The sequence below is a fragment of the Komagataeibacter melomenusus genome, from assembly GCF_013155395.1.
GTDB lineage: Bacteria > Pseudomonadota > Alphaproteobacteria > Acetobacterales > Acetobacteraceae > Komagataeibacter > Komagataeibacter melomenusus.
On sequence record NZ_JABJWC010000024.1, the window covers coordinates 24,839 to 49,203 of the forward strand.

The following is a 24,365-nucleotide window of genomic DNA, read 5'->3' on the forward strand; positions in this document are numbered from 1 at the left end:
CACAAGGGGGCGGGCAAAAAAATCACGCTTATTCGCCCACCGCCGCGCCGGACTGGTGGCGCAGGTCGGCCCCGCCATAGTAACGCGCCTGCCCCACCCTGCCGATGCGCGGGCCACCGACGAGAATGCTCTCGGCAACGCCCCAGGGCGCATGTTCCTCAATTCTGTAGCCCTCATGGGTGAGCGTGCGGATGACTGCGGGCGAGAGCGCGCCATGCTCCACCTGCACTACATCGGGCTGCCACTGCTCATGGATGCGCGGCAGGTCGACCGCCTGCTGCACGTCAAGCCCGTAATCGACCATGCCGGTCAGCACCGAGAGGATGATGGTGGGAATGCGCGAGCCACCGGGGCTGCCCAGCACCATAAAGGGCTGGCCATCATGCGACACAATGGTCGGCGCCATGGAGGAAAGCGGCGTCTTGCCGGGGGCTATGGCATTGGCCTGGCTGCCCACGATGCCGAACATGTTCGGCTCGCCCGGCCGGGTGGCGAAATCATCCATCTCGTCATTCATGACCACGCCGGTGCGGCCCGCCACCACGCCCGCGCCGAACCAGCCATTGAGCGTATAGGTCACCGCCACCGTCATGCCGGACTGGTCGGCGATGGAGTAGTGGGTGGTTTCCTCCTTCTCGCCTTCCGGCTGGCCGGGGCGCAGGCTGGCGGAGGAAACGGCATGGTTGAGCGGCAGGTACTGGCGCACCTGGGCTGCGTAGGCGGGGTCCGTCAGGTGCGCGATCGGGTTGTTGACGAAGGCGGGGTCGCCCAGGTCCTGCCGGTCGGCATAGGCGTGGCGCATGGCCTCGACCTCACGCTGCACGCCTGCGGCCGTGTGCAGCCCGAGCGCATGCATGTCATAGCCCGACAGGATGTTGAGCATCTCGCACAGCGCCACGCCGCCACCGCTCGGCGGGGGGGCCGTGTCGATATGGTAGCCGCGATACTCGCAGGTCAGCGGCGCCATCATGCGGGTGTGGTAGCTGGTAAAATCCTTGCGCGACAGGATGCCGCCGCCCTTCTGGCTGCTTTTTACGATCTCTTTCGCCACCGGCCCTTCATAAAAGCCGCTGGCCCCCTTGCGGGCGATCCGCTCGAGCGTGCGGGCCAGGTCAGGCTGCACCAGCCGCTCGCCCGCCATGAGGGGCGTGCCATCGGGGTGCAGGAAGATCTTGCTGGCGTAAGCATCCTTGGCAAAAGCCGCCGTGGACGTATGCAGCAGGTCGACATCGCTGGGCTTGAGGATGAAGCCGTCACGCGCCAGCGTTATGGCAGGGGCCATCACATCCGCGCGCGACAGCTTGCCCCACCTGTCATGCACTTCTTCCAGCCCCGCCACGGTGCCGGGAACGGCCACGGCCTTCCACCCCTTGGTGGAGGCCCCGGCAATGACATGGCCCGCCGCATCCTGATACAGGGTGGCCGTGGCCGCACCCGGCGCATGCTCGCGGAAATCGATGAAGGTCGCCTGTCCGTCCGGCTGGCGCAGGGTCATGAACCCCCCGCCGCCGATATTGCCCGCCGCGGGGTAGACCACCGCCATGGCATAGCCCACCGCCACGGCGGCATCGACCGCGTTGCCGCCGCGCGCAAGGATGTCAGCGCCCACATGGGCTGCAAGGTCCTGTGCCACGACCACCATGCCATTGCGCCCCGGCGTGGGGGCCATGCCGATGGCCTGGCCGCCCGGCGTGTTCTCGAATGCCAGCGGGTCCACGACCGCGGCCTGCCCCGCCACCGGCAGGGCGGCGACAAGGCATGAAAGAAGGAGCGCGCGGGCGTGCGGGCCACGGGCAGAAGGCATGGGCATTTCCTTTATCGGTCTTGTGGGCGGCGCATCACGCCTGTGTATAGGGCGGGCAGGTATAGCCTGCGGGGGAGAGGGTGAAGACCTCGCACCCGTCTTCCGTCACCCCCATCATGTGCTCGAACTGGGCGGAGAGCGAACGGTCGCGCGTTACCGCCGTCCACCTGTCCTCGAGGATCTTCACGTCCGGGCGGCCGATATTGAGCATGGGCTCGATGGTGAAGAACATGCCCGGACGCAGTATCAGGTCAGCATCGGGGCTGACGTAATGCAGCACGTTGGGCGCCGCGTGGAAGGTGCGCCCGATCCCATGCCCGCAGAAATCACGCACCACCGAAAAGCGCCGTTCCTCGGCATAGGTCTGGATGACACGCCCGATATCATTGAGCGTGGCGCCGGGGCGCACGGCATCAATGGCCAGCATGAGGGATTCGTAGGTCGCCTCGATCAGCTTCTGCGCGCGCAGCTTGACCTTGCCCACGGTGTACATCCGGCTCGTATCACCGTACCAGCCATCCAGGATGACGGTCACGTCGATGTTGAGGATGTCCCCATCCTTCAGCGTCTTTTCACCCGGAATGCCGTGGCAGACGACATGATTGATCGAGATGCAGCTCGAGGCCGGATAACCGCGATAGCCCAGCGTGGCGGGCACCGCGCCATTGGCAATCATGTAATCATGAATGAGGCGGTCGAGTTCGCCCGTGGTGACCCCCTCGCGCACATGCGGGGTAATCATGTCGAGCGTGCGGGCGGCAAGCTGGCCTGCCGCCCGCATGCCCACGAAATCTTCTGGCGTGTGGATCTTTACCGCACCGCCGTGCATATCGCCTTCCATGCCGCTAACCTTTCCTGTCATCTGTGCATGACCACCCGCCCGCAGTCATGAGAGGGACAACAGGAACACGCCTGACCCGCCTGCCAGCCGCGCCGGATGGATAATCGTGCCTTCTATACCCTGCCCGGCGCGTGCTGTCAGCTTCGTGACTTGGCGCGCGCATGCGTGGCGTGCGCCACATGCCCCATGCTGACCAGATGCACATGCGCCCGCACGGGCGCGGGGTGCACGTGCACCACCGTGCCATGCCCGCGCCGGATACGGGTGTACGAGGCGGGAATGGCCGGGGCCTCGGCCACTTCATCCGCCGTCGTGGCCCGCAGGCGGGCGGAGGCCAGCGTCAGGCCATGACGGCCCGCGGCAGACCGGCCACCCGCACGCGCAAGCAGCAGCGGCCGCGTGGCGGGACGGGCCACGGGGGCCACGCCCTCGGCCTCGAAGCTGCTGTCGAGCAGGGCGGCCATGGTGGTGTTGCGCCGTGTGTTGGACTTCGCCCCCATCACCACGCCGATCAGGCGCACGTTGTCACGCACGGCGGAGGTGACGAGGTTATGCCCCGCCTCATCCGTATAGCCGGTCTTGAGGCCATCGGCACCGGGATAGGCACCAAGCATGGGGTCATGGTTGGGCACTTCGCGCCCGTGGAAATAGAAGCCCGGCACCGCGAAGTAATGGTAGTACTCGCCATAATCCATGATCAGGTGGCGCGCCAGGGTGGCGAGGTCACGCGCCGATGTCATCTGCTCGGGGTTGGGCAGGCCGGATGCGTTGCGGAACACCGTGTCATACATGCCAAGCCTGCCGGCCTCGCGCGTCATCATCGCGGCGAAGCGGGTCTCGTCGCCCCCGCCAAGGAACTCGCCCAGCGCGCAGGCCGCGTCATTGGCGGATTTGGTAACGAGCGCGAGCACCGCCTGCTCCACCGTAAGCTGCGAGCCCGGACGCAGGCCAAGCTTGGAGGGTTCCATCGAGGCGGCGTGGACCGAAACCGGCATTTCCTGATTAAATGCAACCTGCCCCGTGCGCACGGCCTTGAAAGCAAGGTACAGCGTCATCAGCTTGGTCAGGCTGGCGGGATAGCGGCGCAGGTCCGAATCCTGCTGCGACAGCACGGCCCCGGTGCGGGCATCGACCACGATGGAACTGACCTGCCCCACATACTGCGCCCTTGCGGCATGCATGCCCCCAAGGCCGACGCACAGCCCCACGGTTGCAGTGACCCTGAGGCGGGAAAAACGTGTAGCGGATAAACGGCTCATGGGATGGCGAAACCTGCGCGTGCAATGATCATCATACGGCTTCGGGCGCGCGGGGGTGACCCGCCACCCCTCCATCCATTCACGGGTTGCTTGGCTGCAACCATTCTAAAAGAAAGGTTTTCTATTCGTCCAGAGCGTATTTATAACCTTGCCACTCCATAAACGGGGCGGCACACGGATCACGGGAGATGCAAAAAAATCCCCGCGCCCCGGCGCTCGCCCCTTTCAACCGGCGGCAAAGTTCCAATATGGTACCTGTCATGTCTGCTATTGCTCAAGCTTCCCTGCCCCACGCCGCGCGCCCACCCTGCGCGGACAGTCCGCGCCCGCATGGGCATGGCGGCAATACGCCCCCACGCCGTAACGGCGGGCAGGACTCGCCACCGGGCAATGATGACGGCATGATCGACGTGGTCATCCGCACCCGGCCACAGACCCGCAAGCCGGCGATGTACAAGGTGCTGATGCTCAATGATGACTACACGCCCATGGAATTCGTGGTGCATGTGCTCGAGCGCTTTTTCCAGAAAAACCGCGAGGAAGCGACCGACATCATGCTCCATGTTCACAAACGTGGGGTAGGCGTGTGCGGGGTCTTTACGTACGAGGTTGCCGAAACCAAGGTAACACAGGTGATGGACCTCGCGCGCCAGAACCAGCACCCGCTGCAATGCACGATTGAAAAGGACTGAGCCCACGAGCAAGCGCATCTTCCCGCCCCCGTCGCGATCCGATCGCGTTCCATGGCATTTTGTGCTGGCATTTCCATCGCAACAGGGCAAGGATTGTCCTGGCTTACCGGTTATGATCTCCGGGGTCCTGGTGGCCCCTCTTGGAAAAGGAGCGTCTCGGCATGTTGTCACGTAATCTTGAACAGACGCTTCACCGTGCGCTGACACTCGCTGGCGACCGCCGGCACGAATACGCAACGCTTGAACACCTCCTGCTCGCACTGATCGACGACCCTGATGCCGTAACGGTATTCCGCGCCTGCGGGGTCGACCTGAACAAGCTGCGCACCGACCTGACCGACTTCCTCGACAAGGACCTCGCGGGCCTCGCGGCCGACCGCACCGTCGACCCCAAGCCCACCGCCGCCTTCCAGCGCGTGATCCAGCGCGCGGCCATTCACGTGCAGTCCACCGGGCGTGATGAGGTAACCGGCGCCAACGTGCTCGTGGCCCTGTTTGCCGAGCGCGAGAGCCATGCCGTGTACTTCCTGCAGTTGCAGGACATGACGCGGCTTGATGCGGTCAACTTCATCTCGCACGGCATTGCCAAGGCGCCCGACCGCTCGACGCGCCGCCCGGTTGCGGGCAGCCCGCCCGAAGGCGGCGAGAGCGAGGAACGCGGCAAGGCCGGGCAGAAGAACCAGGATGCGCTCTCCACCTACTGCACCAACCTCAATGACAAGGCGCAGGAAGGCAAGGTCGACCCGCTGATCGGCCGCGACTCTGAAATCGAGCGCACGATCCAGATCCTGTGCCGCCGCACCAAGAACAACCCGCTTTACGTGGGCGACCCCGGCGTGGGCAAGACCGCCATTGCCGAGGGGCTGGCCAAGCGTATCGTTGAAGGCGACGTGCCTGAAGTGCTGCTCAACGCCACCATCTACTCGCTCGACATGGGCGCGCTGCTGGCGGGCACCCGCTACCGCGGCGACTTCGAGGAACGGCTGAAGGCGGTCGTGACCGAACTCGACAACAATCCCGGCTCGATCCTGTTCATTGACGAGATCCATACCGTTATTGGCGCGGGTGCGACCTCGGGCGGGGCGATGGATGCCTCCAACCTGCTCAAGCCCGCGCTTGCCGCCGGCACGCTGCGCTGCATGGGGTCCACCACCTACAAGGAATACCGCCAGCACTTCGAGAAGGACCGTGCGCTGGTGCGCCGGTTCCAGAAGATCGACGTGGCGGAGCCTTCGGTCGAGGATGCGGTCAAGATCCTGCGCGGGCTCAAGGTCAATTACGAGAAGCACCACAAGGTGCGCTACACCGATGATGCGATCCGTGGGGCGGTGGAACTGGCCGCCAAATACATCCACGACCGCAAGCTGCCCGACAAGGCCATCGACGTGATTGACGAGGTTGGCGCCTCGCGCATGCTGGTGCCCGAGAACCGCCGCCGCAAGACCGTGACGCTGAAGGATGTGGAAGACATCGTGGCGAAGATCGCCCGCATCCCGCCCAAGAGCGTCTCGTCGGACGACAAGGAAACCCTGCGTTCGCTCGAGCGTGACCTCAAGGGCATGGTGTACGGCCAGGACAAGGCGATCGAGGCGCTGACGGCCGCGATCAAGCTGTCCCGCGCGGGCCTGCGCGACCCGGAAAAGCCGATTGGCAACTACCTCTTCTCCGGCCCCACCGGCGTGGGCAAGACGGAAGTGGCCAAGCAGCTTGCGGCAACGCTGGGTATCGAACTGATCCGCTTCGACATGTCGGAATACATGGAGCGGCATTCGATCTCGCGGCTGATCGGCGCGCCGCCGGGCTATGTCGGCTTTGACCAGGGCGGCCTGCTGACCGATGCCATCGACCAGCACCCGCATGCGGTCCTGCTGCTTGATGAGATCGAGAAGGCGCATCAGGACCTGTATAACGTGCTGCTGCAGGTGATGGACCACGGGCGGCTGACCGACCACAACGGCAAGACGGTCGATTTCCGCAACGTGGTGCTGATCATGACCACCAATGCAGGGGCCGCCGACCTGAGCAAGGAGGCCATCGGCTTTGGCCGCACCAGTCGCGAAGGCGAGGACGAGGATGCGATCAAGCGCCTGTTCACGCCGGAGTTCCGCAACCGGCTTGATGCGATCATCCCGTTTGCCAACCTGTCGCCGCATGTGGTGGACCGGGTGGTGGAGAAGTTCATCTTCCAGCTTGAGGCCCAACTGGCTGATCGCAACGTGATGATCGAGATCTCGTCCGCCGCGCGTGAATGGCTGGCTGAACGTGGTTACGACCGCCTGTATGGCGCGCGCCCCCTGGGCCGTGTCATTCAGGAGAACATCAAGAAGCCGCTGGCCGAGGAACTATTGTTCGGCAAGCTGACCAAGGGCGGGGTGGCCAAGATCACGCTCAAGGATGGCAAGCTCGACTTTGAATACATCTCGCAGGCGGAAAACGATTCTCCCGAAGGCGATGAAGGCGACAGCACCCGCGAAGCCGAAGCCGCTGACTGACGGTAATCCGCGCAACCCGAAACAGGAACAGGAGCCAGAAATGGCTCCTGTTTTTTTAGGAACGACTTAAAGAACAATATCTGATTTTTTTTCTCGTAAGGACGCCATGCTTACCGCCGCCATCTACATTCCCGCAGCGTTTGCCGAGATTGGTGGCTGCTTCTGTTTCTGGGCCTGGATGCGCCTTGGCCGCTCGCCGCTGGTACTGGTACCGGGCTGCCTGTCGCTGGTGGTGTTTGCGTGGCTGCTGACCTTCAGCCCCGCCGATAATGCGGGGCGGGCCTATGCCATTTATGGCGGCGTGTACATCGTGGCCAGCCTGGTGTGGTCCTGGCTGGTCGAAGGCCTGCCACCTGACAGGTGGGACATACTTGGCGCTGCCATCTGCCTTGCCGGCGCGGGGCTGATCCTGCTTGCCCCGCGCGCCCATCCTTGACAAAAGCTTCGTCAGGCATGCCGCCTTTTTGAAAAAAGGCGGCACCCAGAAACTTTTATCAATGTAGTTACTGGTAACGGGTGCCGTTGACGCTCACGTAACCCTCAACCGGCCAGCTCTTGCCGGTGCCGTGATGGGTCCAGTCAATGCCTTGGCTGCGGGCGTTGTCATAATAATAACGACCCAGCACATCGGCCTTGTCGCCCTTGGCCACCCACGGCCATGTGGGTGCGGACATCCGATCCAGGTCCGACACGATGCGGATGGATACGCCGTGGCCGACATCAACATAAAAATATCCGTGCAGGCCGCTGCGCGTGCGCTTGGATGCCGAGACCGCGATGACCTGCCCGCATACATGCTCGACCCGGTCGGGGTGGGCTTCGCTGCTGCTGGCTTCCGCGGCCTGAAGGTCGGCAAGGAACTTGCCGTCATCGCAGGCCGCGGGCACGGGGCTGGCAATGGGCTGCGGGCGTGAACTGCTGCCCTCATACCCGCCTTGCGTGCCCTGCGTCTCATCACGCTCTTCATGCCGGTGGTGGTGGTGCCGCGCATGGGCGGGCGCAATGCCCCCCATCTGTAGCGCCACGACCGCCCCAAGCCCCATCATCACGCATCGCTGCCAGCGCATTGCCGCCATCTGAGTGTTCTCCCTTTTCAACAGATCACAATCTTTTGCGGCGCGCGGGCGGCGGCGTCAATGAACGGGGTTGCGCACGGGCCGGGGGGCTTCGGCCTCAAGCTGCCTGCGGGCCTTTTCCATATCCGCCTCCATGGCGGGGTCCATGGCGGGCATTTTCAGGTGCAGCTTCTCCAGCGCGTCGATGATCGCCTCGATCACGACCAGGCGTGCGAACCATTTCTGGTCGGCGGGCACGACAAACCACGGCGCATCGGGGTGGGCCGTGTGGCGGATCGCCTCCTCATAGGCGTGCTGGTAGTCATCCCAGTACTGGCGCTCATGAATATCGGCTGGCGAGAATTTCCAGTTCTTGGCGCGGTGCTTGATGCGTTGCAAAAAGCGCAGGCGCTGCTCCTCCTTGGAAAGGTGCAGGAAGAACTTGAGCACGATCGTGCCCTGGCGCGCCATGTAGCGCTCGAAACTGCTGATGTCCTGGTAACGGTCCTCCCAGAAGGTGGGCTTGCGGCGCAGGCTCAGCGGCAGGCATTCGTGCTCGAGCAGTTCGGGGTGCACGCGGGTAACGAGCACTTCCTCATAATGGCTGCGGTTGAAAATGCCGATGCGCCCCGCGGCAGGCGCCACCATATGCTCGCGCCACAGATAGCCATGCGCGAGTTCGACCGGGCCGGGCTGCTTGAAGGACGAGACACTGACCCCCTGCGGGTTGATGCCCGACATGACATGCTTGATCACGCCATCCTTGCCGCCTGCATCAAGAGCCTGCAGCACGACCAGCACCGACCAGGTGTTGTTGGCATAAAGCACGGCCTGCAGGTGCGCGAGGTAGCGGATACGTTCCTTGAGCAGCTGCTTGCCGGTTTTCTTGTCCAGCCCGCAGGCTTCTGCCGCCCGGGTGGGGCAGTCGGCAAGGGAGAACCCCTTGCCGTTATGCACGCTGAAGCGGCGTGCAAGCGTATTGGTGGTCGTTTTCTTGCGGGCCATGCTCAATCCTTCATGCCCCGCGCCACCGCGAGGCCACCAGCCGCCTGACAGGTCGGCATCATCTCCACCTCGTTGATATTGACATGGCGCGGCAGCGCAATGATCCAGGACAGGGTCTCGGCAATATCCTCGGGCAGCAGGGGGTGGGTGCCTTCATACACCGCCGCCGCCTTGGCGGGGTCACGCAGGCGCACGGTGCTGAACTCGCTGCCGCCGCACAAGCCCGGCTCGATATTGGTCACGCGCACATTATGGCCCAGCAGGTCGCAGCGCAGGTTGCGGGTGAACTGGCGCACGAACGCCTTGGTCGCGCCATACACATTGCCGCCGGTATAGGGGTAGGTACCCGCCGTGCTGCCCAGTGTCACCACATGCCCGCGATCACGCGCCACCATGCCCGGCAGCAGCACGCGCGTGAGTTCGACCATGCCGGTCACGTTGGTGCCGATCATGGTCTGCCAGTTGGCCAGATCCGCCTCCTGCGCCTTTTCCATGCCCAGGGCGAGACCCGCGTTATTGACCAGCACATCCACATCGCGCCAGCCCTCGGGCAGGCTGCCCGGCAGGGCGGCGATGGCGGCGGCGTCGGTCATGTCCAGTTCGAAGGCCAGCAGGTCCGGCCCGAGTTCGGCGGCCAGCGCCTCAAGGCGTTCGCGCCTGCGGCCGGTGGCGATGACGCGATATCCATCCCGCACGAGCCGCGTGGCGATCGCCCTGCCGAATCCGGCCGTGGCGCCCGTTACCAGTGCTATCTGCTTCATGGTCTTTCCTCCTGCTGTGTCAGTGGTCAGCCTTGCATATCAATCGCCGCCCGTCATGGGGGCAATCAGCCATACAACCCGAAGCTGAAATGGTTGCAAAAGAGGGCAAATCCGGTTCTATGGTGGTGTATGGCTTCTTTCGCGACATCTCCAGGCCGCAGCCTGACCGGTCACCTGCTGGTGGCGACCCCTGCCCTGACCGACCCCGCCTTCGCGCGCAGTGTCATCTACCTGTGCGCCCATACGCCCGAGGACGGGGCGATGGGGCTGGTCGTCAACCGCAGGCTGTCGCAACCCGTGCTGGATGACGTGCTTGAACAGCTTGGCATTGCCCCCGTGCCGCCGCGCCGCCGCATCAACCTGTGCGCGGGCGGGCCGATGGATAACGGGCGCGGCTTCGTGCTGCATACCTCGGACTGGAGCGGCGATGGCAGCCTGCCGGTCGATGACAGCACGACGCTGACCGCCAGCCTTGATGTGCTGCGTGACATTGCCGATGGCAATGGCCCCGCCCACGCCATGCTGGCCATGGGCCATGCAAGCTGGGAGGCAGGCCAGCTTGAGGACGAGATGCTGCGCCACGATGCCTGGGTTGCCGCCCCCGCCACCGCGGCCATCGTGTTCGGCCCCGACCATAACGCCAAATGGCGGCAGGCGCTGGCCAGCGTGCGCATTGACCCGGCATGGTATACCGGGGCGGCTGGCCACGCCTGAGCGGGACGCAGCACTTTCCGCCAGGGACACTTTCACATACATGCCCCGCCCGGCCGCCAGAACGCGCCGGGAAGGCATGAGAACGCCAGAAGGCCGGAAAGCAGTGCCCTGCTCCCGGCCTTTCTTTTGTTTATGATAACGGGAAAAATTCAGAAACGCGCGTCAATACGGCCATAGTAATAGCCGCCCGTCATGGGCACCTGCGCCGAGTTGGCATCATAAATACGTGCGCCGTAGTTGTTATTCAGCGGGTTTACCATGCGCGGGCGGATGTTGAAGACATTGTTCGCCCCGACGGTAACATGCAGGTGTGGCGTGACGCTGTACCCTATTTCAAGGTCCGTCAGCCAGCGCGGGGTATTGTTGAACTGCGCGAAACAGGTGTTGGAGTACCGCAGCGCACTGACCACGCCGTTGGATACGCACTGGGCGCTGGAAGGGGTCCAGTCCTGATAGGCCAGCATGTCCGTGGTCTGGCCATAGCGGGTCTGGCGTATGTTCACGTCCCATTTCCCGATCGTCCAGTAAGCATTGAGGATCAGTTTGCTGCGCGGATAGGCGGTGGTGATGTAGCTGGCCGTAGCGGCATTGAGCAGTGGCGTGCTCACGCCATTGACCATGGTGGCGGCCACATGGCTCAACCGCGTGCGGTTAAGATCCAGCGAGGCGGAAAGGTTCAGGTTGCCGTAACGGTGCATGTGCAGCAGGTAGCTTGCCTTGAGGTCAAAGCCCTGCGTGCGCGTGCTGGCGCCATTGGCAAAATAATAAGTGCTGACGGCATTGGGGTCGAGACCGCTTGGCAGCACGAAGCCAAGCTGCTGCACGGCGTTGATGGCCGTTGGCCCGTTGACGGACCCACCGGCGATGATGCGGTCGCGGATGTTGATCTGGTAGACATCGGCCTCGACATGGAACCCGTTGACCGGCTCCAGCACGATGCCCGCGCTTGCGTTGGTCGAGCGTTCAGGCTTGAGGGGGGAGGCCCCCAGCGAGCGCGCGGCCCCTGAACTGACAGGCAGCAGCCCCGACACGGTGGAAGCTCCGACATTGATGGCGCTGAAATGCTGCTCGGCCAGTGTCGGCGCACGAAAACCGTTGCTTATGGTGCCACGCACGGCGATGCGTCGCGTGAAGTCATAGCGTGTGGAGACCTTGCCGTTTTCGGTGTTGCCCACATCGGTATAGTGCTCGAAACGCCCGGCAAAATCGACATCCCAGTGCTTGAGCGGATGAAAGTCGCCATCCAGATAGCCTGCCCAGATATCGCGGCTCCAGCTACCCGCATTATGCGGGCTCAGGCCAACGTAACCGGCCATGCCACCGGCCTCATACGATGGCGGCGTGCCTGCCGTTATCTCATAGGTTTCAAGCCGGTGTTCCGCGCCGAAGGCAATGGTGGTGGGCGTGGCGAAACCGGTTTTGAAATTGCGCCTGAAATCGGCCGTATTGGTCCATTGCGCCATGCGGTAGCTTTCGGCCCGCGTGGTGGTGGGCGACCAGCCGCATCCATCAGTTGAAGCATAGGCGCTGGTGCTGGTCGGGTTGGTGCTGCGTGCAATGCACTTGCTGCTCAGCATGCCCGCATTCACGCTGTTCTTGTCACCGATCTTGTCTTCATCCGCGCCATAGGTCGTGCTGATGTCCCAGGCAAATTTGAAGAAGTTATCGCCCTTCAGCCCCAGCGTGGCGGCATAGTCATTCTCTTCCATCGTTTCGATGGGCGAGAAACCGGAGGGGTAGACGGAAGGCAGCGTATTGGGCGGCCGGTAGTTTTCATAGGCTTCGGCATGGCGATGGGCATAGGTAATCAGCCCGTAGCCCTGTATGCCCTCCGCCAGCGTCCTGCCAAAGGCGATGCTCAGGTTTTCACGCGTTTCTTCTGGCGTGCTCATGACCTTGTTGGAATTCTTGGGAACGGAAACCGACCCGGTATAAAGCGAGGTCGCCGCCCCCGCAGGCGCGTAGCCCAGCAGGCGATGGTCTTCGGTGTAGGGGGCCATATGATCGGTATGGTACACCTGCCCGCTCAGGTGCAGGTAGCCATCGCCACCAAGCGACAGGCCGCCGTCAATGCTGGTCTGGTATTGCCAGCCATCGCCGTTATAGGCGTTTGCGCCTGTCTGGGCGCTCATGTTCAGGCCATGATTTGTTTTTTTGGTAATGATGTTGACCACGCCCGCAATGGCGTCCGACCCGTACAGCGCGGCGGCTCCATCTTCCAGCACCTCGATATGGTCGATGGCGGCAGCCGGGATCATGTTCAGGTCAACCGGGGTTGCGCCAAAATCAGGCCCGGCATCGGCATAGATGTTTGCCGTGGTATGGCGACGTTTTCCATCCACCAGCACCAGAACCTCGTTGGGGTTGAGGCCACGCATGCGAATGGCGGATGTCAGCGCGCCGGCATCATTGCCCATGGCGCTGACATTGATCGAGGCATAGGTGCGCGTCAGTGCATCCGCAAGGTTCATCTGCCCCGAACGCCGCAGGGTTGCGGCAGACAGGACCGTAACGGGCGATGTGCTTTGCTGCGCCTTGCGATTGACGGCATGGGTGCCTGTTACAATCAGGGTTTCACTGCTGCTGGCCGAAGCATTTGTGCCATCGACCGGCTTCGGGCCGGATTTCGTGCCGGATTTCGTGCCTTTCACGACAGATTTTTTATTGTCAGGCTTCTGCTCATCCACAAGTGGCGCAGCATAAGAAACGGTTGCATCCACTACCAATCCAAAAGTGAGTGCTGTCGAAAACAGAAAGGCTTTTCTGATGGCCATGAGTATTTCCAGGGACAGGTGATTAAAACCAAACGCAAGCCCCTTATCGAAAATGTTAGATTCTTTTAAAGTTAAGTTACTATGAAAATTTATTCTTATTTATTTCATATTCTATTTTACAGAGATAATATAATAAACCATTCAATCTCATGCCTAAACGGACAATCATGCTGCATCTGAACCGGCGCTCCCTCATCCAGTCCGCCAGCCTGCTCACCTCCGCCCTGTGGGCCGGCGTGGTCCACCCTGCCAGGGCGGAGGATCCTCCGCCGGCACGGGCACGCCTGAATGTAACGGAAAACCCCTTTGGCCCCTCGCCTGCCGCACGCGCCGCCATTGCGGGCTGCGTGCCGCTAGCACCCTATTATGTTGAGGATGAGCATCTGCTGCGCGACCGGATTGGCCAGCAGGAAAATCTTGAACGTGAGAAAGTCGCCCTGTCCAATGGCTCGCTTGATGCGCTTTCGCTGCTTTCAACCGATATCGGGCGCGCCGGGCATATCCTTGCCCCCCAGCCAACCTATGCCACGCACCTGAACTATGCCCAGCGCCGGGGGGTGGCCGTGCGCTATGTGCCGCTTGCGGCGCATGCGATCGACCTGCGGGCCATGCGCCGCGCCATAACCCCCCAGACCGCGCTGGTGTATATCTGCAACCCCAACAACCCGACCGGGCATATGCTCAGGCATCAAGAACTTCTGGCATTCTGCCGGGATGTTTCAAAAACGGTTCCGGTCATTGTGGACGAGGCCTATTTCGAACTGCTGCCCGATGCAAACGGCATGACCATTGCCCCCCTTGTCCATTCCGGACATGACGTGATCGTGGCGCGCACGTTCTCCAAGGTATACGGACTGGCCGGGCTGCGGATCGGCTACATCCTGGCGCAGGCGCCTCGTGTCAAACAGCTTTACAGCCTGACCACGACATCGCGCAATCAGGCAGGCTTTGCCGCGGCAGTCGCATCATTGGGGGACAGGCACTACCTTGACGGCGCGATCGCCTATCTCAAAGACTGCCGCCAGATGATCTATGACATCTGCGAAAAAAATGGCCTGTCCTACCTGCGGAGCCATGGCACATTCGTATATGTAAATACCCGGCGCCCTGCCAAGCTGATGGAACAGGCGCTGGCGCAGCGCAATGTTGATATCCGTGTTTTTGAGGCGCCTGCCTACCAGACATGGATCCGGGTCGGAACCGCTACCCCTGCGGAACTGGCCATGTTCGGGCGCGCCCTTCCCCTTGCCCTCAAGGATGTGCCCAAAACCTGAGGCGGCGCAGGCTGCTCACCGACCGAAAACACCCATGCGATCCGGCAGCATGAAGGCCGAACGGGCGTGGCGTTGGCCATACGGGGCGGCAATTACCAGCGCAGCGACGGCACGCAGGCCACGGGGGCAAGCCCTGCGGCAGTCGCTTCCGCCACCGCAAGGTCGTAGTCAGGGTTGCGGTTATGCGCCCAGCTTCCGCCCAGCATTTCCTGATGGATGCCGCCCAGCACCCAGCAGCCATCAATGCCTGCCGTAGCCGCCCCGCGCATGTCGGTGGCCAGCGCATCGCCCAGGGCCAGCACGCGGTCGCGCGGCACATCAAGCAGCGATAACGCCAGCGCGTACACTTCCGGGTAGGGCTTGCCAATCCAGCGCACGGAACGGCCACGATTTTCATACCAGCTTGCCATCGCACCCGCGCAGATCAGGCGCTGGCTGCCACGAATGACCTGCTGGTCGGGGTTGGCGCAGATCATGGGCAGGCTGTGGGCCGCGCACTGCTCCAGCAGGGGCAGGTAGGGGGTGATGTCTTCCTCGCCCAGTTCGGCATCCGGCCCGGTATTGAGCACGAAATCCGCCTGCGCGGGGTCAGTCACCACATCAAGGTCCAGCCCGGCATAGACATCAACATCCTTGTCGGGACCAAGATGGACCATGCGGCGGCCAAGGCCCGCAAACCATGGGTCGGTGCGGGCGGCAAGCATGCGATGGGTGCACTCGCCACTGGTCATGATGCCGTCATACAGGTCCGCACTGATACCCATGCGGCGCAGGCCCGGCTCGACCGTGGCGGTGCGCCGCGGCGCGTTGGAGAGCAGCACCACCCGCCTGCCCGCCTCACGCAGGCGTTGCAGGCATTCCAGCACGCCGGGATAAGGTTCTACGCCATTATGCACCACGCCCCACAGGTCGAGGATGTAGCCATCATAATCATGGCTCAGGCCGGACAGGCCATCATGCCATTTCATTTAAGGGCGGCTCCCTTGGCATCGGCCAGCGTCTCGAAACCTTCGGCGCGCAGGGCGCGCAGCGTCTCGGCCTTGAGGCGCTTCAGGATTCCCGGCCCTTCATACACATAGGCCGTGTAGATCTGTACGAGGTCGGCCCCGGCCTTGACCCGGTCGAGAATATCCACTCCGGTTTCAATCCCGCCGCTGGCCACCAGCGCCACGCGGCCTGCCGCCACCTTTGCCACGCGGGCCAGCATGTCCTGCGCCAGCGGGCGCAGCGGGCGGCCCGACAGGCCCCCGGTCTCGGTGGCATAGGGGCTGAGCAGCCCTGCGGGGCGCGAGATGGTGGTGTTGGAGACGATCAGCCCCTGCGCGCCACCGGCAATGGCGGCCTCGACCACGGCTTCGACATCATCATGCGCGATATCGGGCGAGATCTTGACCAGAAGCGGCGGGCGCTCGGGGTGGGCTGCGTTGATGGCATCAAGAATGCCCTTGAGCCTTGATGCCTCAAGCAGGTCGCGCAGCCCCGGCGTGTTGGGCGAGGAGAGGTTGATGACGATATAATCGGCATAGTGCTTAACGCGCCCCACCAGCATGGGGTAGTCGCGCTCAGGGTCGGCCCCTGTTTTATTGATGCCAAGGTTGGCCCCTACCGGCACCTGCATGCCGGGCTTGCGGCGCGGCGAGGACACGCGATGCAGGCGCGCCATGCGCACGGCAAAGCGGTCGATGCCCTGGTTGTTGAAGCCCATGCGGTTGATGATGGCGCGGTCTTCACTCAGGCGGAACAGGCGCGGCTGCGGGTTGCCGGGCTGCGGGCGCGGCGTGACGGTACCCGCCTCGACAAAGCCGAAGCCCGAACGCGTGAGCGGGCGCACCACCACGGCGTTCTTGTCAAACCCCGCCGCCATGCCGATGGGGTTGGGAAAGCGCAGCCCCATGGCGCGGACGGACAGCGCCGGGTCATCATTGCCGGGGCAGGAGACGCCGCCAAGGCCGAGTTGCAGGGCATCAAGGGCGATATGATGGGCGGCCTCGGGCTCCAGGCGCCGCATCAGGGGCAGGATCATGCGCGACATAATATTCATGGCCGCGATTGTTGCCGCAATTCAGCGCCGGGGGAAAGGGGCAACTCGCCCGGCGCGGGCCTTGTGGCATCCACGGGGGCTGGCGCATCGGTGGGGAAGCGGATCAGGTAATAGGGCGGCACGCGCAGATCATGGCCACCATTGAGCCCCCCAAGCCGGTTCCATTGGCCCAGCGTGCAGTAAACCATTGTGCCATCAACAAAGATGCCATCAGGCGAGAGCACGCGCGGGTCATGCACCATGGTATCGAACGTACCATCGGTGTTGCGGCGGAAGATGGCATCATGCTCGAAATTGGTGGTGTAGATCCGGCCCTGCGCGTCACTGGCCAGCCCGTCTGCAACACCCTTTTCGCCCAGGTCGCGGATGGCTGTGGCAAGCTGCGCATCGGTCTGGTCAAAATCGGCCAGCAGGGCAGTGGGGATGCTGTACAGCCGCCGGCTGGTCAGCGGGCTGTAATACAGCGTGGCGCTGTCGGGCGAGAGCGTGAGGCCATCCACCCCGCCTGATACAAAAGCAGGCTTGTGCGCAGGCGGATCAAACACCAGTGGCCGCCCCTCCACCACCGCCATGAAGGGATGTTCAGCCTGGATGGACGGGTGGCTGGCCAGCACCCGGCGCTGCCGCCCGCTCGCCACATCCACCACCACGAGTGCAGGCGACTGGCCAAAGGAAGAATCGGTAATGAACACCGTGCCCTGCGCCCCGTGTGTGAGGTCCACGCGCAGGTCGTTCATGTGGCTGTCAGGCAGGAGCGTGGGGGCACGCAGCACGATGCTGGCAAAGATGCGGTTGGTGGCCGGGTCGATGCCGATCACCTTGGCCGCACCGGGCGCCAGTGGCGCGCCTGCCAGCTTGCCATCATCAATGGCCCACAGCCGCCCCTTCGCATCAATGGTCATGCCGTGGATGGACATGAGGCGGGTGGCAGGTGGCCGGTCGGAGGGCATGGAGGTGGCCACATCGGGATAGGGATATAACCGGCCATTTTTCAGTTCCGCCAGCGTCGCCCCCTTGTGGTTGACCGCATGGCGCGGAAAGCCCACGAACACCCGCCCCCCCGTAACCGCAATGCCCGACGGGCCGGGACCATCGAAGCGGGCCACGATCTCGAACGGGCCTTCGGGGGCTGCGCCATGGTCGTGGTTGATGGGCATCTGCGCGGGCTCGGCCGCCCGCGCGGCCGGGAGCACCGCTGCCATGAGGGCAGCCCCGAACAGCAGATCACGCCTGTGCATGGTCATGAATATTTTCCCCCGGTTTGTGCGGCAGGCGTCCATTCATGCAACTCAGGGCCATGAGGGCAATCGCATGCCCTGCCGCGCAGCGTTCACAATCAGTTCATGGGCAGCGTGGCTGGCGGGTGTTCTGGCGACAGGCTGCGCCGGATGCGCGCCACGTCAGCCGCATTCACCGCAGGCGCGTCATTGCCCCACGCCGCACGGATGAAGCTTACAGTATCGGCCACCGCCGCATCATCCATGCGGGCGGCAAAGCCGGGCATGACAAAGGCGGAAGGCGCCTGTTTCGTCGCCCGCAGCGTATTGCCCTCCAGCACGATGCGGATGAGCGAATCCGGTGTCGGGTCCATCACCACCGGGTTGCCCGCAAGCGGCGGGAAGGTTGTGGGGTAGCCGCGCCCGTCAGTGCGGTGGCAGGCGGCACAACTATCGACATAATGCCGCGCGCCACGCGCACCCGCATCACCCGCGTGCAGGGCGTTGGCAGCAGTGGGGTCATACGCCCAGCCCGGCGCGCTGGCGGGCGTTGTGGGCGAGAGGGTCTTGAGGTAGCGGGCAATGGCCAGTTGATCGTCTGCCGTCATGTGCTGGGTGCCGTGGTTGATGGCATCGGTCATGCCACCGAAGGCCGCACCGAGCGGCATGCGCCCGGTGGCCAGAAAGCGCACGATATCCTGCTCGCTCCACCGGCCCAGCCCGGTGCGGTTCTCCCCGCGCAGGCTGACGGGCCTCCAGCCATCAACCGGCGCCCCGCCCGAGAGGTAAAGTGGGCCGTCCTCAGCCGTCAGGGCCTTTTCCTGCATGGTCACGGCGCGCGGCGTGTGGCAGGCGCCACAATGGCCTGGCCCTTCGACCAGATACGCCCCGCGCGCCACCACCGGATCAGAAAAGGTGCGGGCCGCCGCCCCTTGCAGCGTTACGGCCGGATCGGGCGCGAACAGCCTGCGCCACAGCGTGAGCGGCCAGCGCATGGACAGCGGCCAGTGCATGCCATCCTGCACCACCGGCGCGGGGACCGGCCTGACACCGTGCATGAAATAGGCATAGAGCGCATGCAGGTCGTCATCCGTCATGCGCGCATAGGAGGGATAGGGCATGGCCGGGTAGAGCGTAGCCCCGTCGCGGCGGATGCCCTGACGGATGGCGCGGATGAATTCGGCCTCGGAATACTGGCCGATCCCCGCCTGCGCATCTGGCGTGATGTTGGGCGCATACAGCGTGCCGGTGGGCATGTGAAAGGCCATTCCCCCCGCAAAGGGCGCGCCGCCGGGCACGGTATGGCACGCCCCGCAATCCGCCGCCCTGGCCACGTATTCACCCCGCGTGAGCAGATCCGCCGGTAACGGCATGCCCTGTGGCTGCGCGCCCGGGCCGGGGGTGCCCGGAGCCGCAGCGCTCCCGGTCGAAGCGCCCTGGATCGATGCGCTTTGGGTCGATGCACTCCGGGCTGGCGCAACAGGGGCGGACAGCGCCACCAGCAGGGCCGCCGCCATGTGGCGCAGCCCGGATGTCCATCCGCCCCTCATCCGGCCAGCGGGCCGGGATGGGCCAGGTAGGTGGTGCGGATGTGGTGCGCCGCCCAGTAGGCCAGGGCGGCAACCATGCCGGTGGGGTTGTAGCCCGTGCCCTGCGGGAAGGCATTGGCCCCGATCACGAACACATTATGCACATCCCATGACTGCATGTAGCGGTTCAGCGCACTTGTCTGCGGGTCCGTGCCCATGACCGCGCCACCGCCGAGATGGGTGGTCTGGTACTGGCGCGTATCGAACGGCCTGCCGAATTCGCGCATGCCCAGATGCACGTTGCGCGCGCCCATGGCCTTGGCCACATTACCGATCTTGTCCACCACGTAGCGGTTCATGCGGATGTCGTTGTCCTTCCAGTCAAACGTCATGCGCAGCAGCGGCTGGCCGTAGGCGTCCTTCCATGTCGGGTCGAGGTCGAGATAGACATCGCGGTAGGCCATGTTCGCCCCATGCGCGTCGATGCGCAGCGAGTGGCGGTAGGTATCGATCATGCCCGCCTTCCACGCACTGCCCCAGCGCGGCGTGCCCGGCGGCCCACCGGAATGCGCCGCCGCAATGGCCCGCACGCCGGCCTGGTTGACCCATACCGGCGAACCACCCACGAAGCCGAGCGGCCCATGGTCGAAATTCTCGCTGTTGAAGTCATCAAACGCAACGCCGCCGCCACCTGCGCCGATATACTGGTTGGTCTCCACCCTGGGGTCGAGCCACACCACGCTTGTCGTCACGTTCTGGTAGACGAAATTGCGCCCCACAACGCCTTCGTTCCTGACCGGGTCATAGGGCCTGCCAATGCCCGAAAGCAGCATCAGCCGCACGTTATGGAACTGGAAGGCGGTCAGGATCACGATTTCCGCAGGCTGGGTCACCACCCTGCCCTCGGCATCGGTATAGGTCACACCCGTGGCACGCGTGCCCGTGCTGTCGCGCTCCACCTTCAGCACATGGCAGTTGGGGCGGAGTTCAAACAGCGGATGGCGGCGGAGCACCGGCAGGATGTTCACATTGGGCGAGGCCTTGGAATACATGTAGCAGGCATAGCCGCTGCAATAGCCGCAGAAATTGCACGGCCCCATCTGCACGCCATACGGGTTGGTATATTGCTGCGAGGCATTGGCCGCAGGCAGCGAATACGGATGAAAACCCACCTCCGCCGCCGCCTTGCGGAACAGGTGAGCGGTATAGACATCCTTGAGCGGCGGGAGCGGGAAATGGTCGGAGCGCGAGGGCGCGAACACATTGCCCTGCCCCACCACCTGGCCATTGACCTTGTAAGCCTCGCCCGATGTGCCGAATACTTTCTCGGCCCTGTCGAAAAACGGTTCGAGTTCCTCATAGCTCACGCCGTAATCCTGGAGGTTCATGCCTTCGGGGATGAATTTGGCGCCATATTTCTCGATCACGCGCGAGCGCAGGCGCAGGTCATCAGGGGGCATGCGAAAATGCACGCCTGACCAGTGCAGCCCTGCCCCACCCACGCCCTCGCCGGGCAGGAAGGCCGCCATGCGCCGGTAGGGCAGCGCCGTCTGGCTGGCGTTGTTGCGGATGGTGACCGTGCTTTTGGAAAGATCCTGGAACAGTTTGTAGCGGAAATTGGCCTCAAGCTCGTCGATGGAGGCCGGGTATGCCCCCTCCCCCGCCGTGCTGCGGTCCGGCCCGCGTTCGAGCATGACCACCGTGCGCCCGGCCTCGGTCATCTCCTTGGCCATGATGGACCCCGCCCAGCCGCCACCCACCACCACCACGTCAACCGGCTTCAGCCTGCGGGCATCGTCACTCATGCGGTTTCTCCCGTTATGGAGACACTGCCCAGCGGGTAATGCGCGCCGTAGCGGTCCACCCAGTCCATGAAATCGGCCCGCGCGCCGGGAAAGCCCAGCATGGTCCAGCCGCCAAGGCCGGTATTGCCGCCATGGATGGGGTCGCTGAACGCGCCTTCCATCACATTGGCCAGAAGCTGGTCAAAAAACGCGGCGGACGGCACATCGCCAAACACCAGCCTGCCGCCTTCGGCAGCCCGCAGCAGGTCATCCTGCACATCGGGCGCAAGGGCTGCGAAGGGTTTGGCGTGGCGGGTGGTGGCATGGGCGTTCATGCCCGCAATGCCGCGGCGGTACAGGTCACGCGGGGGGTAGGGCAACTGGTAGCCCAGGTTATCCGGCCCCTGCACGAAAGGAGCGGCCATGTACCACTGCGCGCCCTGCGCATAGGGCGTGGTCATCTGCTGGTCGATGAAGCGGGGCACGTCGAGTGCCAGTGCCCCGGGGCCATTGGCATCTGCCGGGATCAGGCGATCACAGGCGGCAAGGAGAAAATTCCATTCCGCCGCGTTAAAGAAAACCGGCGTGTAGGGCGTGGGCGGGGCGGCCGCCCCCGTGCCTGAAACCGTGCCGCAGGCGGCAACCCCTGCCAGTCCCTGCATGAAGCGCCGCCGCGATGAAATGAACCCTGAACCGTTGATACCCAAAAACTGCCTTCTCCCTGGCGCCATGCCACAACCATTTCCCTGTCCTTCCCGTTATCGGCAAGCTAGGACAGGCTGCCTAGAGCCTTTTGCATGATTTCCCTTAATGCAAGAAAAAATGATCCGGAGGTTAAGGCGTGGCGATACCCCACCCAAATACAGGCCGGGGCCGTGGGGGCACCCACCCGTAGCATGGCGGGCGGCCTGGCAGGCAAGGCCGCCCCGCATCATGAACTGCACAGCATCCTTCTTGTGCCGGTCCATGCAACAAGCGGGACCGTTTTACCGTCAACCGTGGTTATTTTCTGTACATCGATGACATAACTATTATCGCCGTTGGTCGCATCATACGACGTAACAGCATACCACTGGCCCGCGGGCAGGTTGGGCCAGACAAAATGGCCGATGGATGGACAGATATCAGGACCGGCAACCGGGCAGGAAATACGCGCGATGAAGGGCAGCACTGACGCATCGACCCAGCGGGGATCATTCACAACCGTGGGGCCGGTAAGCCGATGACTATAAAACTCCATTTTTTTGGCTAGTGCGTGCATATATTCACTCTCCGGCAGCAGTTCTACTGTAAAGTGAACACGGGGTATCTGCATGATCGAACTGTCTATGCCATTAAATGTATAGACAGTATTATTCCCCAAAGTCAGGGCAGTCGTGGTTTGCCGTGTAAATATCGCCCCGCTGACGCACCCCCTGATAGCCGCATGACCCGGCTTTTGCGCCCATGCCACTTCATTGCTGTTGAATGGCAGTGCCGGTGGGTGCGGGTGAATGCAGCCACCAAGAAGCGGCATGATCAGCATCGGGAAAAACAGTTTCTTAATTTTATTGTTATGGCGCATTTTCTTTCCCATACGTTGCAGCGGTATTCATCCTGATATTTGCCCCCGTGGTCGAATGGTTGCGGTATTAATATCCCTTATGGGCACAGTGGGTCTGCCGATGTTTACGATCTGGCTACGGTTTTCCCCTTCCTGCATTATCTCGCCAATAGAATTCAGGTTATTTTATTGTATTTTTTACATATACCTTAAAAATAATTTCACATTCATGGTTCTGATCACTATAATTACCTCCTGCATGGCAATAGAAGTTCATGATCCCTATATCTGCCATGCGCAGAACCTGCATTGCTGGCCAGAAGCATGGCCATGCGTCATGGCTGCAAAACCCGCGCACCGCCCGTTCTCCGCGCCCTTGACCCTGTGCCAGGCGCGCAATATCCATCGGGGCATGCGCCTTTCCCGTTTCCTGCTTCGTCCTGTCAGCACGGCCTGCGTGGCGTCGGTCACCGATGTCCTGGTTGGCTACCCGCAGGCGCTTGTCAGCCGGATCGGGCATCCGGTGATCTGGATCGGCCGCCTGATCGATGGGCTGGACCGCCGCCTGAACATCCCCGAACGCACCCCCGCCTGCCGCCGCGCCAACGGTTTTGTGGCGAGTGCCGTCATCGTGGCCGCACCAACACTGGCCGCCGTAGCGCTTGAACGCAGCATCCGGCGCAGCCTGCCGCACAGCCTGGCCGTGGCGTTGAGCGGCGTGCTGGCCAGTTCACTGGTGGCCCAGCGCTCGCTGCACGAACATGTGCTGGCCGTGGCCCGACAGGCGCAGGTCAGCCTGCCCGCAGCCCGTAGCGCGGTCTCGCACATTGTGGGCCGCGACCCCGAACAGCTTGACGAGGCAGGCGTGCTGCGCGCGGCGACCGAGACGCTGGCCGAAAACTTCTCCGACGGCATCGTCGCCCCCCTGCTGTGGATGGCGCTCGGCGGCCTGCCGGGGGCGGTGTTCTACAAGGCGGTCAATACGGCCGACAGCATGATCGGCCACCGCACGCCCCGCCATGAAGCCTTTGGCTACGCGGCGGCGCGGCTGGATGACCTGGTCAACCTGCCTGCCGCGCGCCTGTCTGCCCTATGGATCATCCTTGCTGCCCTCAGCCTGCCCGGCATGGATGCGCGAGCAGCCGTGCGCGTGCTGCGGCGTGATGCCCGCACCCACCGCTCGCCCAATGCGGGCTGGCCGGAGGCGGCCATGGCGGGTGCGCTGGGCATCCGCCTGTCTGGCCCGCGCGCCTATAACGGCGTGCCCGTGGCCGAACCATGGGTGGGCGACGGCACGCCCGCCCTCCGCCCGGCTGACCTGTATCGTGCCCTGGCGCTATATCGCCGCGCCTGCCTGATCCAGACACTGGCGGGACTGGCAACCACGCTCCTGCTGGCCCGCATGGCACGACGACGCTGAGTTGAGCGTAATAACAGTTTGAGGGTGCCGCTTTTTTTTCAGGGTCTGTTTGGAATTGATTTTTCACAAGGTCCCTGATGTGCTTTAAACTGCATATGGATCGCTTGATATTGACGGATGCCCAATGGGCGAAAATGGAACCGCTGTGCCTTGGCAAGCA

The 24,365-nt window shown here is 63.4% G+C and carries 20 protein-coding genes; 6 read left to right on the forward strand and 14 right to left on the reverse strand.

The window, feature by feature from the left end; translation table 11 throughout:
* Positions 1-28: 28 nt before the first annotated feature.
* From ggt to HNW77_RS10365, 3 genes are all read right to left on the reverse strand, one after another.
* Positions 29-1,804 (reverse strand): gamma-glutamyltransferase, encoded by a 1,776-nt coding sequence (gene ggt / locus HNW77_RS10355; RefSeq protein WP_172157403.1) that lies wholly within the window; start codon positions 1,802-1,804, stop codon positions 29-31.
* Positions 1,805-1,838: 34 nt separating this feature from the next.
* Positions 1,839-2,645, reverse strand: a complete 807-nt coding sequence (map, locus tag HNW77_RS10360) for a type I methionyl aminopeptidase (RefSeq protein ID WP_172157405.1) — start codon at positions 2,643-2,645, stop codon at positions 1,839-1,841.
* A gap of 137 nt (positions 2,646-2,782) precedes the next feature.
* Positions 2,783-3,904 (reverse strand): D-alanyl-D-alanine carboxypeptidase family protein, encoded by a 1,122-nt coding sequence (locus HNW77_RS10365; protein ID WP_172157407.1) that lies wholly within the window; start codon positions 3,902-3,904, stop codon positions 2,783-2,785.
* A 260-nt stretch (positions 3,905-4,164) separates the two neighbouring features.
* Here HNW77_RS10365 and clpS point away from each other — a divergent pair, with 260 nt between their 5' ends.
* From clpS to HNW77_RS10380, 3 genes are all read left to right on the forward strand, one after another.
* Positions 4,165-4,596: an ATP-dependent Clp protease adapter ClpS gene (gene clpS, locus HNW77_RS10370; protein WP_241694395.1), complete on the forward strand. Its 432-nt coding sequence runs from the start codon at positions 4,165-4,167 to the stop codon at positions 4,594-4,596.
* A gap of 161 nt (positions 4,597-4,757) precedes the next feature.
* Positions 4,758-7,088 carry an ATP-dependent Clp protease ATP-binding subunit ClpA gene (gene clpA / locus HNW77_RS10375; protein ID WP_172157409.1) on the forward strand — a complete coding sequence of 777 codons (2,331 nt, stop codon included), beginning with the start codon at positions 4,758-4,760 and terminating at the stop codon, positions 7,086-7,088.
* A gap of 106 nt (positions 7,089-7,194) precedes the next feature.
* Complete coding sequence (locus HNW77_RS10380; RefSeq protein WP_172157411.1) at positions 7,195-7,524, forward strand: YnfA family protein; 330 nt, start codon at positions 7,195-7,197, stop codon at positions 7,522-7,524.
* Positions 7,525-7,591: 67 nt separating this feature from the next.
* Here HNW77_RS10380 and HNW77_RS10385 read toward each other — a convergent pair whose 3' ends face one another.
* Genes HNW77_RS10385 through HNW77_RS10395 form a run of 3 tightly spaced genes read right to left on the reverse strand, consistent with a single transcriptional unit; the run spans position 7,592 to position 9,909 of the window.
* Positions 7,592-8,164 (reverse strand): DUF3465 domain-containing protein, encoded by a 573-nt coding sequence (locus HNW77_RS10385; protein ID WP_172157413.1) that lies wholly within the window; start codon positions 8,162-8,164, stop codon positions 7,592-7,594.
* A gap of 57 nt (positions 8,165-8,221) precedes the next feature.
* Positions 8,222-9,148, reverse strand: coding sequence for a PPK2 family polyphosphate kinase (locus HNW77_RS10390; RefSeq protein WP_172157415.1), 927 nt, complete (start codon positions 9,146-9,148; stop codon positions 8,222-8,224).
* 2 nt (positions 9,149-9,150) lie between these two features.
* Complete coding sequence (locus HNW77_RS10395; protein ID WP_172157417.1) at positions 9,151-9,909, reverse strand: SDR family NAD(P)-dependent oxidoreductase; 759 nt, start codon at positions 9,907-9,909, stop codon at positions 9,151-9,153.
* Between the two features lie 129 nt (positions 9,910-10,038).
* On the opposite strand from HNW77_RS10395, the gene HNW77_RS10400 reads away from it, so the two are divergent.
* Positions 10,039-10,623 (forward strand): YqgE/AlgH family protein, encoded by a 585-nt coding sequence (locus HNW77_RS10400; protein WP_172157419.1) that lies wholly within the window; start codon positions 10,039-10,041, stop codon positions 10,621-10,623.
* A 149-nt stretch (positions 10,624-10,772) separates the two neighbouring features.
* Here the strand turns inward: HNW77_RS10400 and HNW77_RS10405 are convergent, their stop codons facing one another.
* On the reverse strand, positions 10,773-13,397 hold the full coding sequence (locus tag HNW77_RS10405) for a TonB-dependent receptor plug domain-containing protein (RefSeq protein WP_172157421.1): 2,625 nt from the start codon (positions 13,395-13,397) through the stop codon (positions 10,773-10,775).
* 167 nt (positions 13,398-13,564) lie between these two features.
* Between HNW77_RS10405 and HNW77_RS10410 the strand changes: the two genes are divergently transcribed.
* Entirely contained in the window at positions 13,565-14,671 is a 1,107-nt protein-coding gene (locus HNW77_RS10410) for a pyridoxal phosphate-dependent aminotransferase (RefSeq protein WP_172157423.1), read from the forward strand.
* Positions 14,672-14,763: 92 nt separating this feature from the next.
* Here the strand turns inward: HNW77_RS10410 and HNW77_RS10415 are convergent, their stop codons facing one another.
* The 7 genes from HNW77_RS10415 to HNW77_RS10445 all read right to left on the reverse strand — a co-directional run bounded on the left by HNW77_RS10415 (position 14,764) and on the right by HNW77_RS10445 (position 22,806).
* Positions 14,764-15,639: a TIGR01459 family HAD-type hydrolase gene (locus HNW77_RS10415; protein WP_172157425.1), complete on the reverse strand. Its 876-nt coding sequence runs from the start codon at positions 15,637-15,639 to the stop codon at positions 14,764-14,766.
* Positions 15,636-16,712 (reverse strand): quinone-dependent dihydroorotate dehydrogenase, encoded by a 1,077-nt coding sequence (locus tag HNW77_RS10420; protein WP_172157427.1) that lies wholly within the window; start codon positions 16,710-16,712, stop codon positions 15,636-15,638. Before HNW77_RS10420 ends, HNW77_RS10415 begins: the two co-directional genes overlap by 4 nt.
* A complete protein-coding gene (locus HNW77_RS10425; protein WP_172157439.1) occupies positions 16,709-17,950 on the reverse strand; it encodes an L-dopachrome tautomerase-related protein in 1,242 nt (413 codons plus the stop codon). Before HNW77_RS10425 ends, HNW77_RS10420 begins: the two co-directional genes overlap by 4 nt.
* A 98-nt stretch (positions 17,951-18,048) precedes the next feature.
* Complete coding sequence (locus HNW77_RS10430) at positions 18,049-19,302, reverse strand: cytochrome c (RefSeq protein ID WP_172157441.1); 1,254 nt, start codon at positions 19,300-19,302, stop codon at positions 18,049-18,051.
* A gap of 173 nt (positions 19,303-19,475) precedes the next feature.
* Positions 19,476-21,263, reverse strand: coding sequence for a GMC family oxidoreductase (locus HNW77_RS10435; protein ID WP_172157429.1), 1,788 nt, complete (start codon positions 21,261-21,263; stop codon positions 19,476-19,478).
* The gene (locus HNW77_RS10440) at positions 21,260-21,904 is read right to left on the reverse strand and encodes a gluconate 2-dehydrogenase subunit 3 family protein (RefSeq protein WP_172157431.1); all 645 of its coding nucleotides are present in this window, start codon (positions 21,902-21,904) and stop codon (positions 21,260-21,262) included. The genes HNW77_RS10435 and HNW77_RS10440 overlap by 4 nt, the downstream gene beginning before the upstream one ends.
* Positions 21,905-22,173: 269 nt before the next feature.
* Positions 22,174-22,806, reverse strand: a complete 633-nt coding sequence (locus tag HNW77_RS10445; RefSeq protein ID WP_172157433.1) for a hypothetical protein — start codon at positions 22,804-22,806, stop codon at positions 22,174-22,176.
* 391 nt (positions 22,807-23,197) lie between these two features.
* On the opposite strand from HNW77_RS10445, the gene cbiB reads away from it, so the two are divergent.
* A complete protein-coding gene (gene cbiB, locus HNW77_RS10450) occupies positions 23,198-24,205 on the forward strand; it encodes an adenosylcobinamide-phosphate synthase CbiB (protein WP_172157443.1) in 1,008 nt (335 codons plus the stop codon).
* The last annotated feature ends 160 nt before the right edge of the window (positions 24,206-24,365 follow it).

What these genes read in the sequence shown, in the direction of transcription:
- ggt (WP_172157403.1), bottom strand. Translation starts at nt 1,804, where the DNA reads ATGCCTTCTGCCCGTGGCCCGCACGCCCGCGCGCTCCTTCTTTCATGC.
- map (WP_172157405.1), bottom strand. Translation starts at nt 2,645, where the DNA reads ATGGAAGGCGATATGCACGGCGGTGCGGTAAAGATCCACACGCCAGAA.
- HNW77_RS10365 (WP_172157407.1), bottom strand. Translation starts at nt 3,904, where the DNA reads ATGAGCCGTTTATCCGCTACACGTTTTTCCCGCCTCAGGGTCACTGCA.
- clpS (WP_241694395.1), top strand. Translation starts at nt 4,165, where the DNA reads ATGTCTGCTATTGCTCAAGCTTCCCTGCCCCACGCCGCGCGCCCACCC.
- clpA (WP_172157409.1), top strand. Translation starts at nt 4,758, where the DNA reads ATGTTGTCACGTAATCTTGAACAGACGCTTCACCGTGCGCTGACACTC.
- HNW77_RS10380 (WP_172157411.1), top strand. Translation starts at nt 7,195, where the DNA reads ATGCTTACCGCCGCCATCTACATTCCCGCAGCGTTTGCCGAGATTGGT.
- HNW77_RS10385 (WP_172157413.1), bottom strand. Translation starts at nt 8,164, where the DNA reads ATGGCGGCAATGCGCTGGCAGCGATGCGTGATGATGGGGCTTGGGGCG.
- HNW77_RS10390 (WP_172157415.1), bottom strand. Translation starts at nt 9,148, where the DNA reads ATGGCCCGCAAGAAAACGACCACCAATACGCTTGCACGCCGCTTCAGC.
- HNW77_RS10395 (WP_172157417.1), bottom strand. Translation starts at nt 9,909, where the DNA reads ATGAAGCAGATAGCACTGGTAACGGGCGCCACGGCCGGATTCGGCAGG.
- HNW77_RS10400 (WP_172157419.1), top strand. Translation starts at nt 10,039, where the DNA reads ATGGCTTCTTTCGCGACATCTCCAGGCCGCAGCCTGACCGGTCACCTG.
- HNW77_RS10405 (WP_172157421.1), bottom strand. Translation starts at nt 13,397, where the DNA reads ATGGCCATCAGAAAAGCCTTTCTGTTTTCGACAGCACTCACTTTTGGA.
- HNW77_RS10410 (WP_172157423.1), top strand. Translation starts at nt 13,565, where the DNA reads ATGCTGCATCTGAACCGGCGCTCCCTCATCCAGTCCGCCAGCCTGCTC.
- HNW77_RS10415 (WP_172157425.1), bottom strand. Translation starts at nt 15,639, where the DNA reads ATGAAATGGCATGATGGCCTGTCCGGCCTGAGCCATGATTATGATGGC.
- HNW77_RS10420 (WP_172157427.1), bottom strand. Translation starts at nt 16,712, where the DNA reads ATGAATATTATGTCGCGCATGATCCTGCCCCTGATGCGGCGCCTGGAG.
- HNW77_RS10425 (WP_172157439.1), bottom strand. Translation starts at nt 17,950, where the DNA reads ATGCACAGGCGTGATCTGCTGTTCGGGGCTGCCCTCATGGCAGCGGTG.
- HNW77_RS10430 (WP_172157441.1), bottom strand. Translation starts at nt 19,302, where the DNA reads ATGCCGTTACCGGCGGATCTGCTCACGCGGGGTGAATACGTGGCCAGG.
- HNW77_RS10435 (WP_172157429.1), bottom strand. Translation starts at nt 21,263, where the DNA reads ATGAGTGACGATGCCCGCAGGCTGAAGCCGGTTGACGTGGTGGTGGTG.
- HNW77_RS10440 (WP_172157431.1), bottom strand. Translation starts at nt 21,904, where the DNA reads ATGCAGGGACTGGCAGGGGTTGCCGCCTGCGGCACGGTTTCAGGCACG.
- HNW77_RS10445 (WP_172157433.1), bottom strand. Translation starts at nt 22,806, where the DNA reads ATGCGCCATAACAATAAAATTAAGAAACTGTTTTTCCCGATGCTGATC.
- cbiB (WP_172157443.1), top strand. Translation starts at nt 23,198, where the DNA reads ATGCGCCTTTCCCGTTTCCTGCTTCGTCCTGTCAGCACGGCCTGCGTG.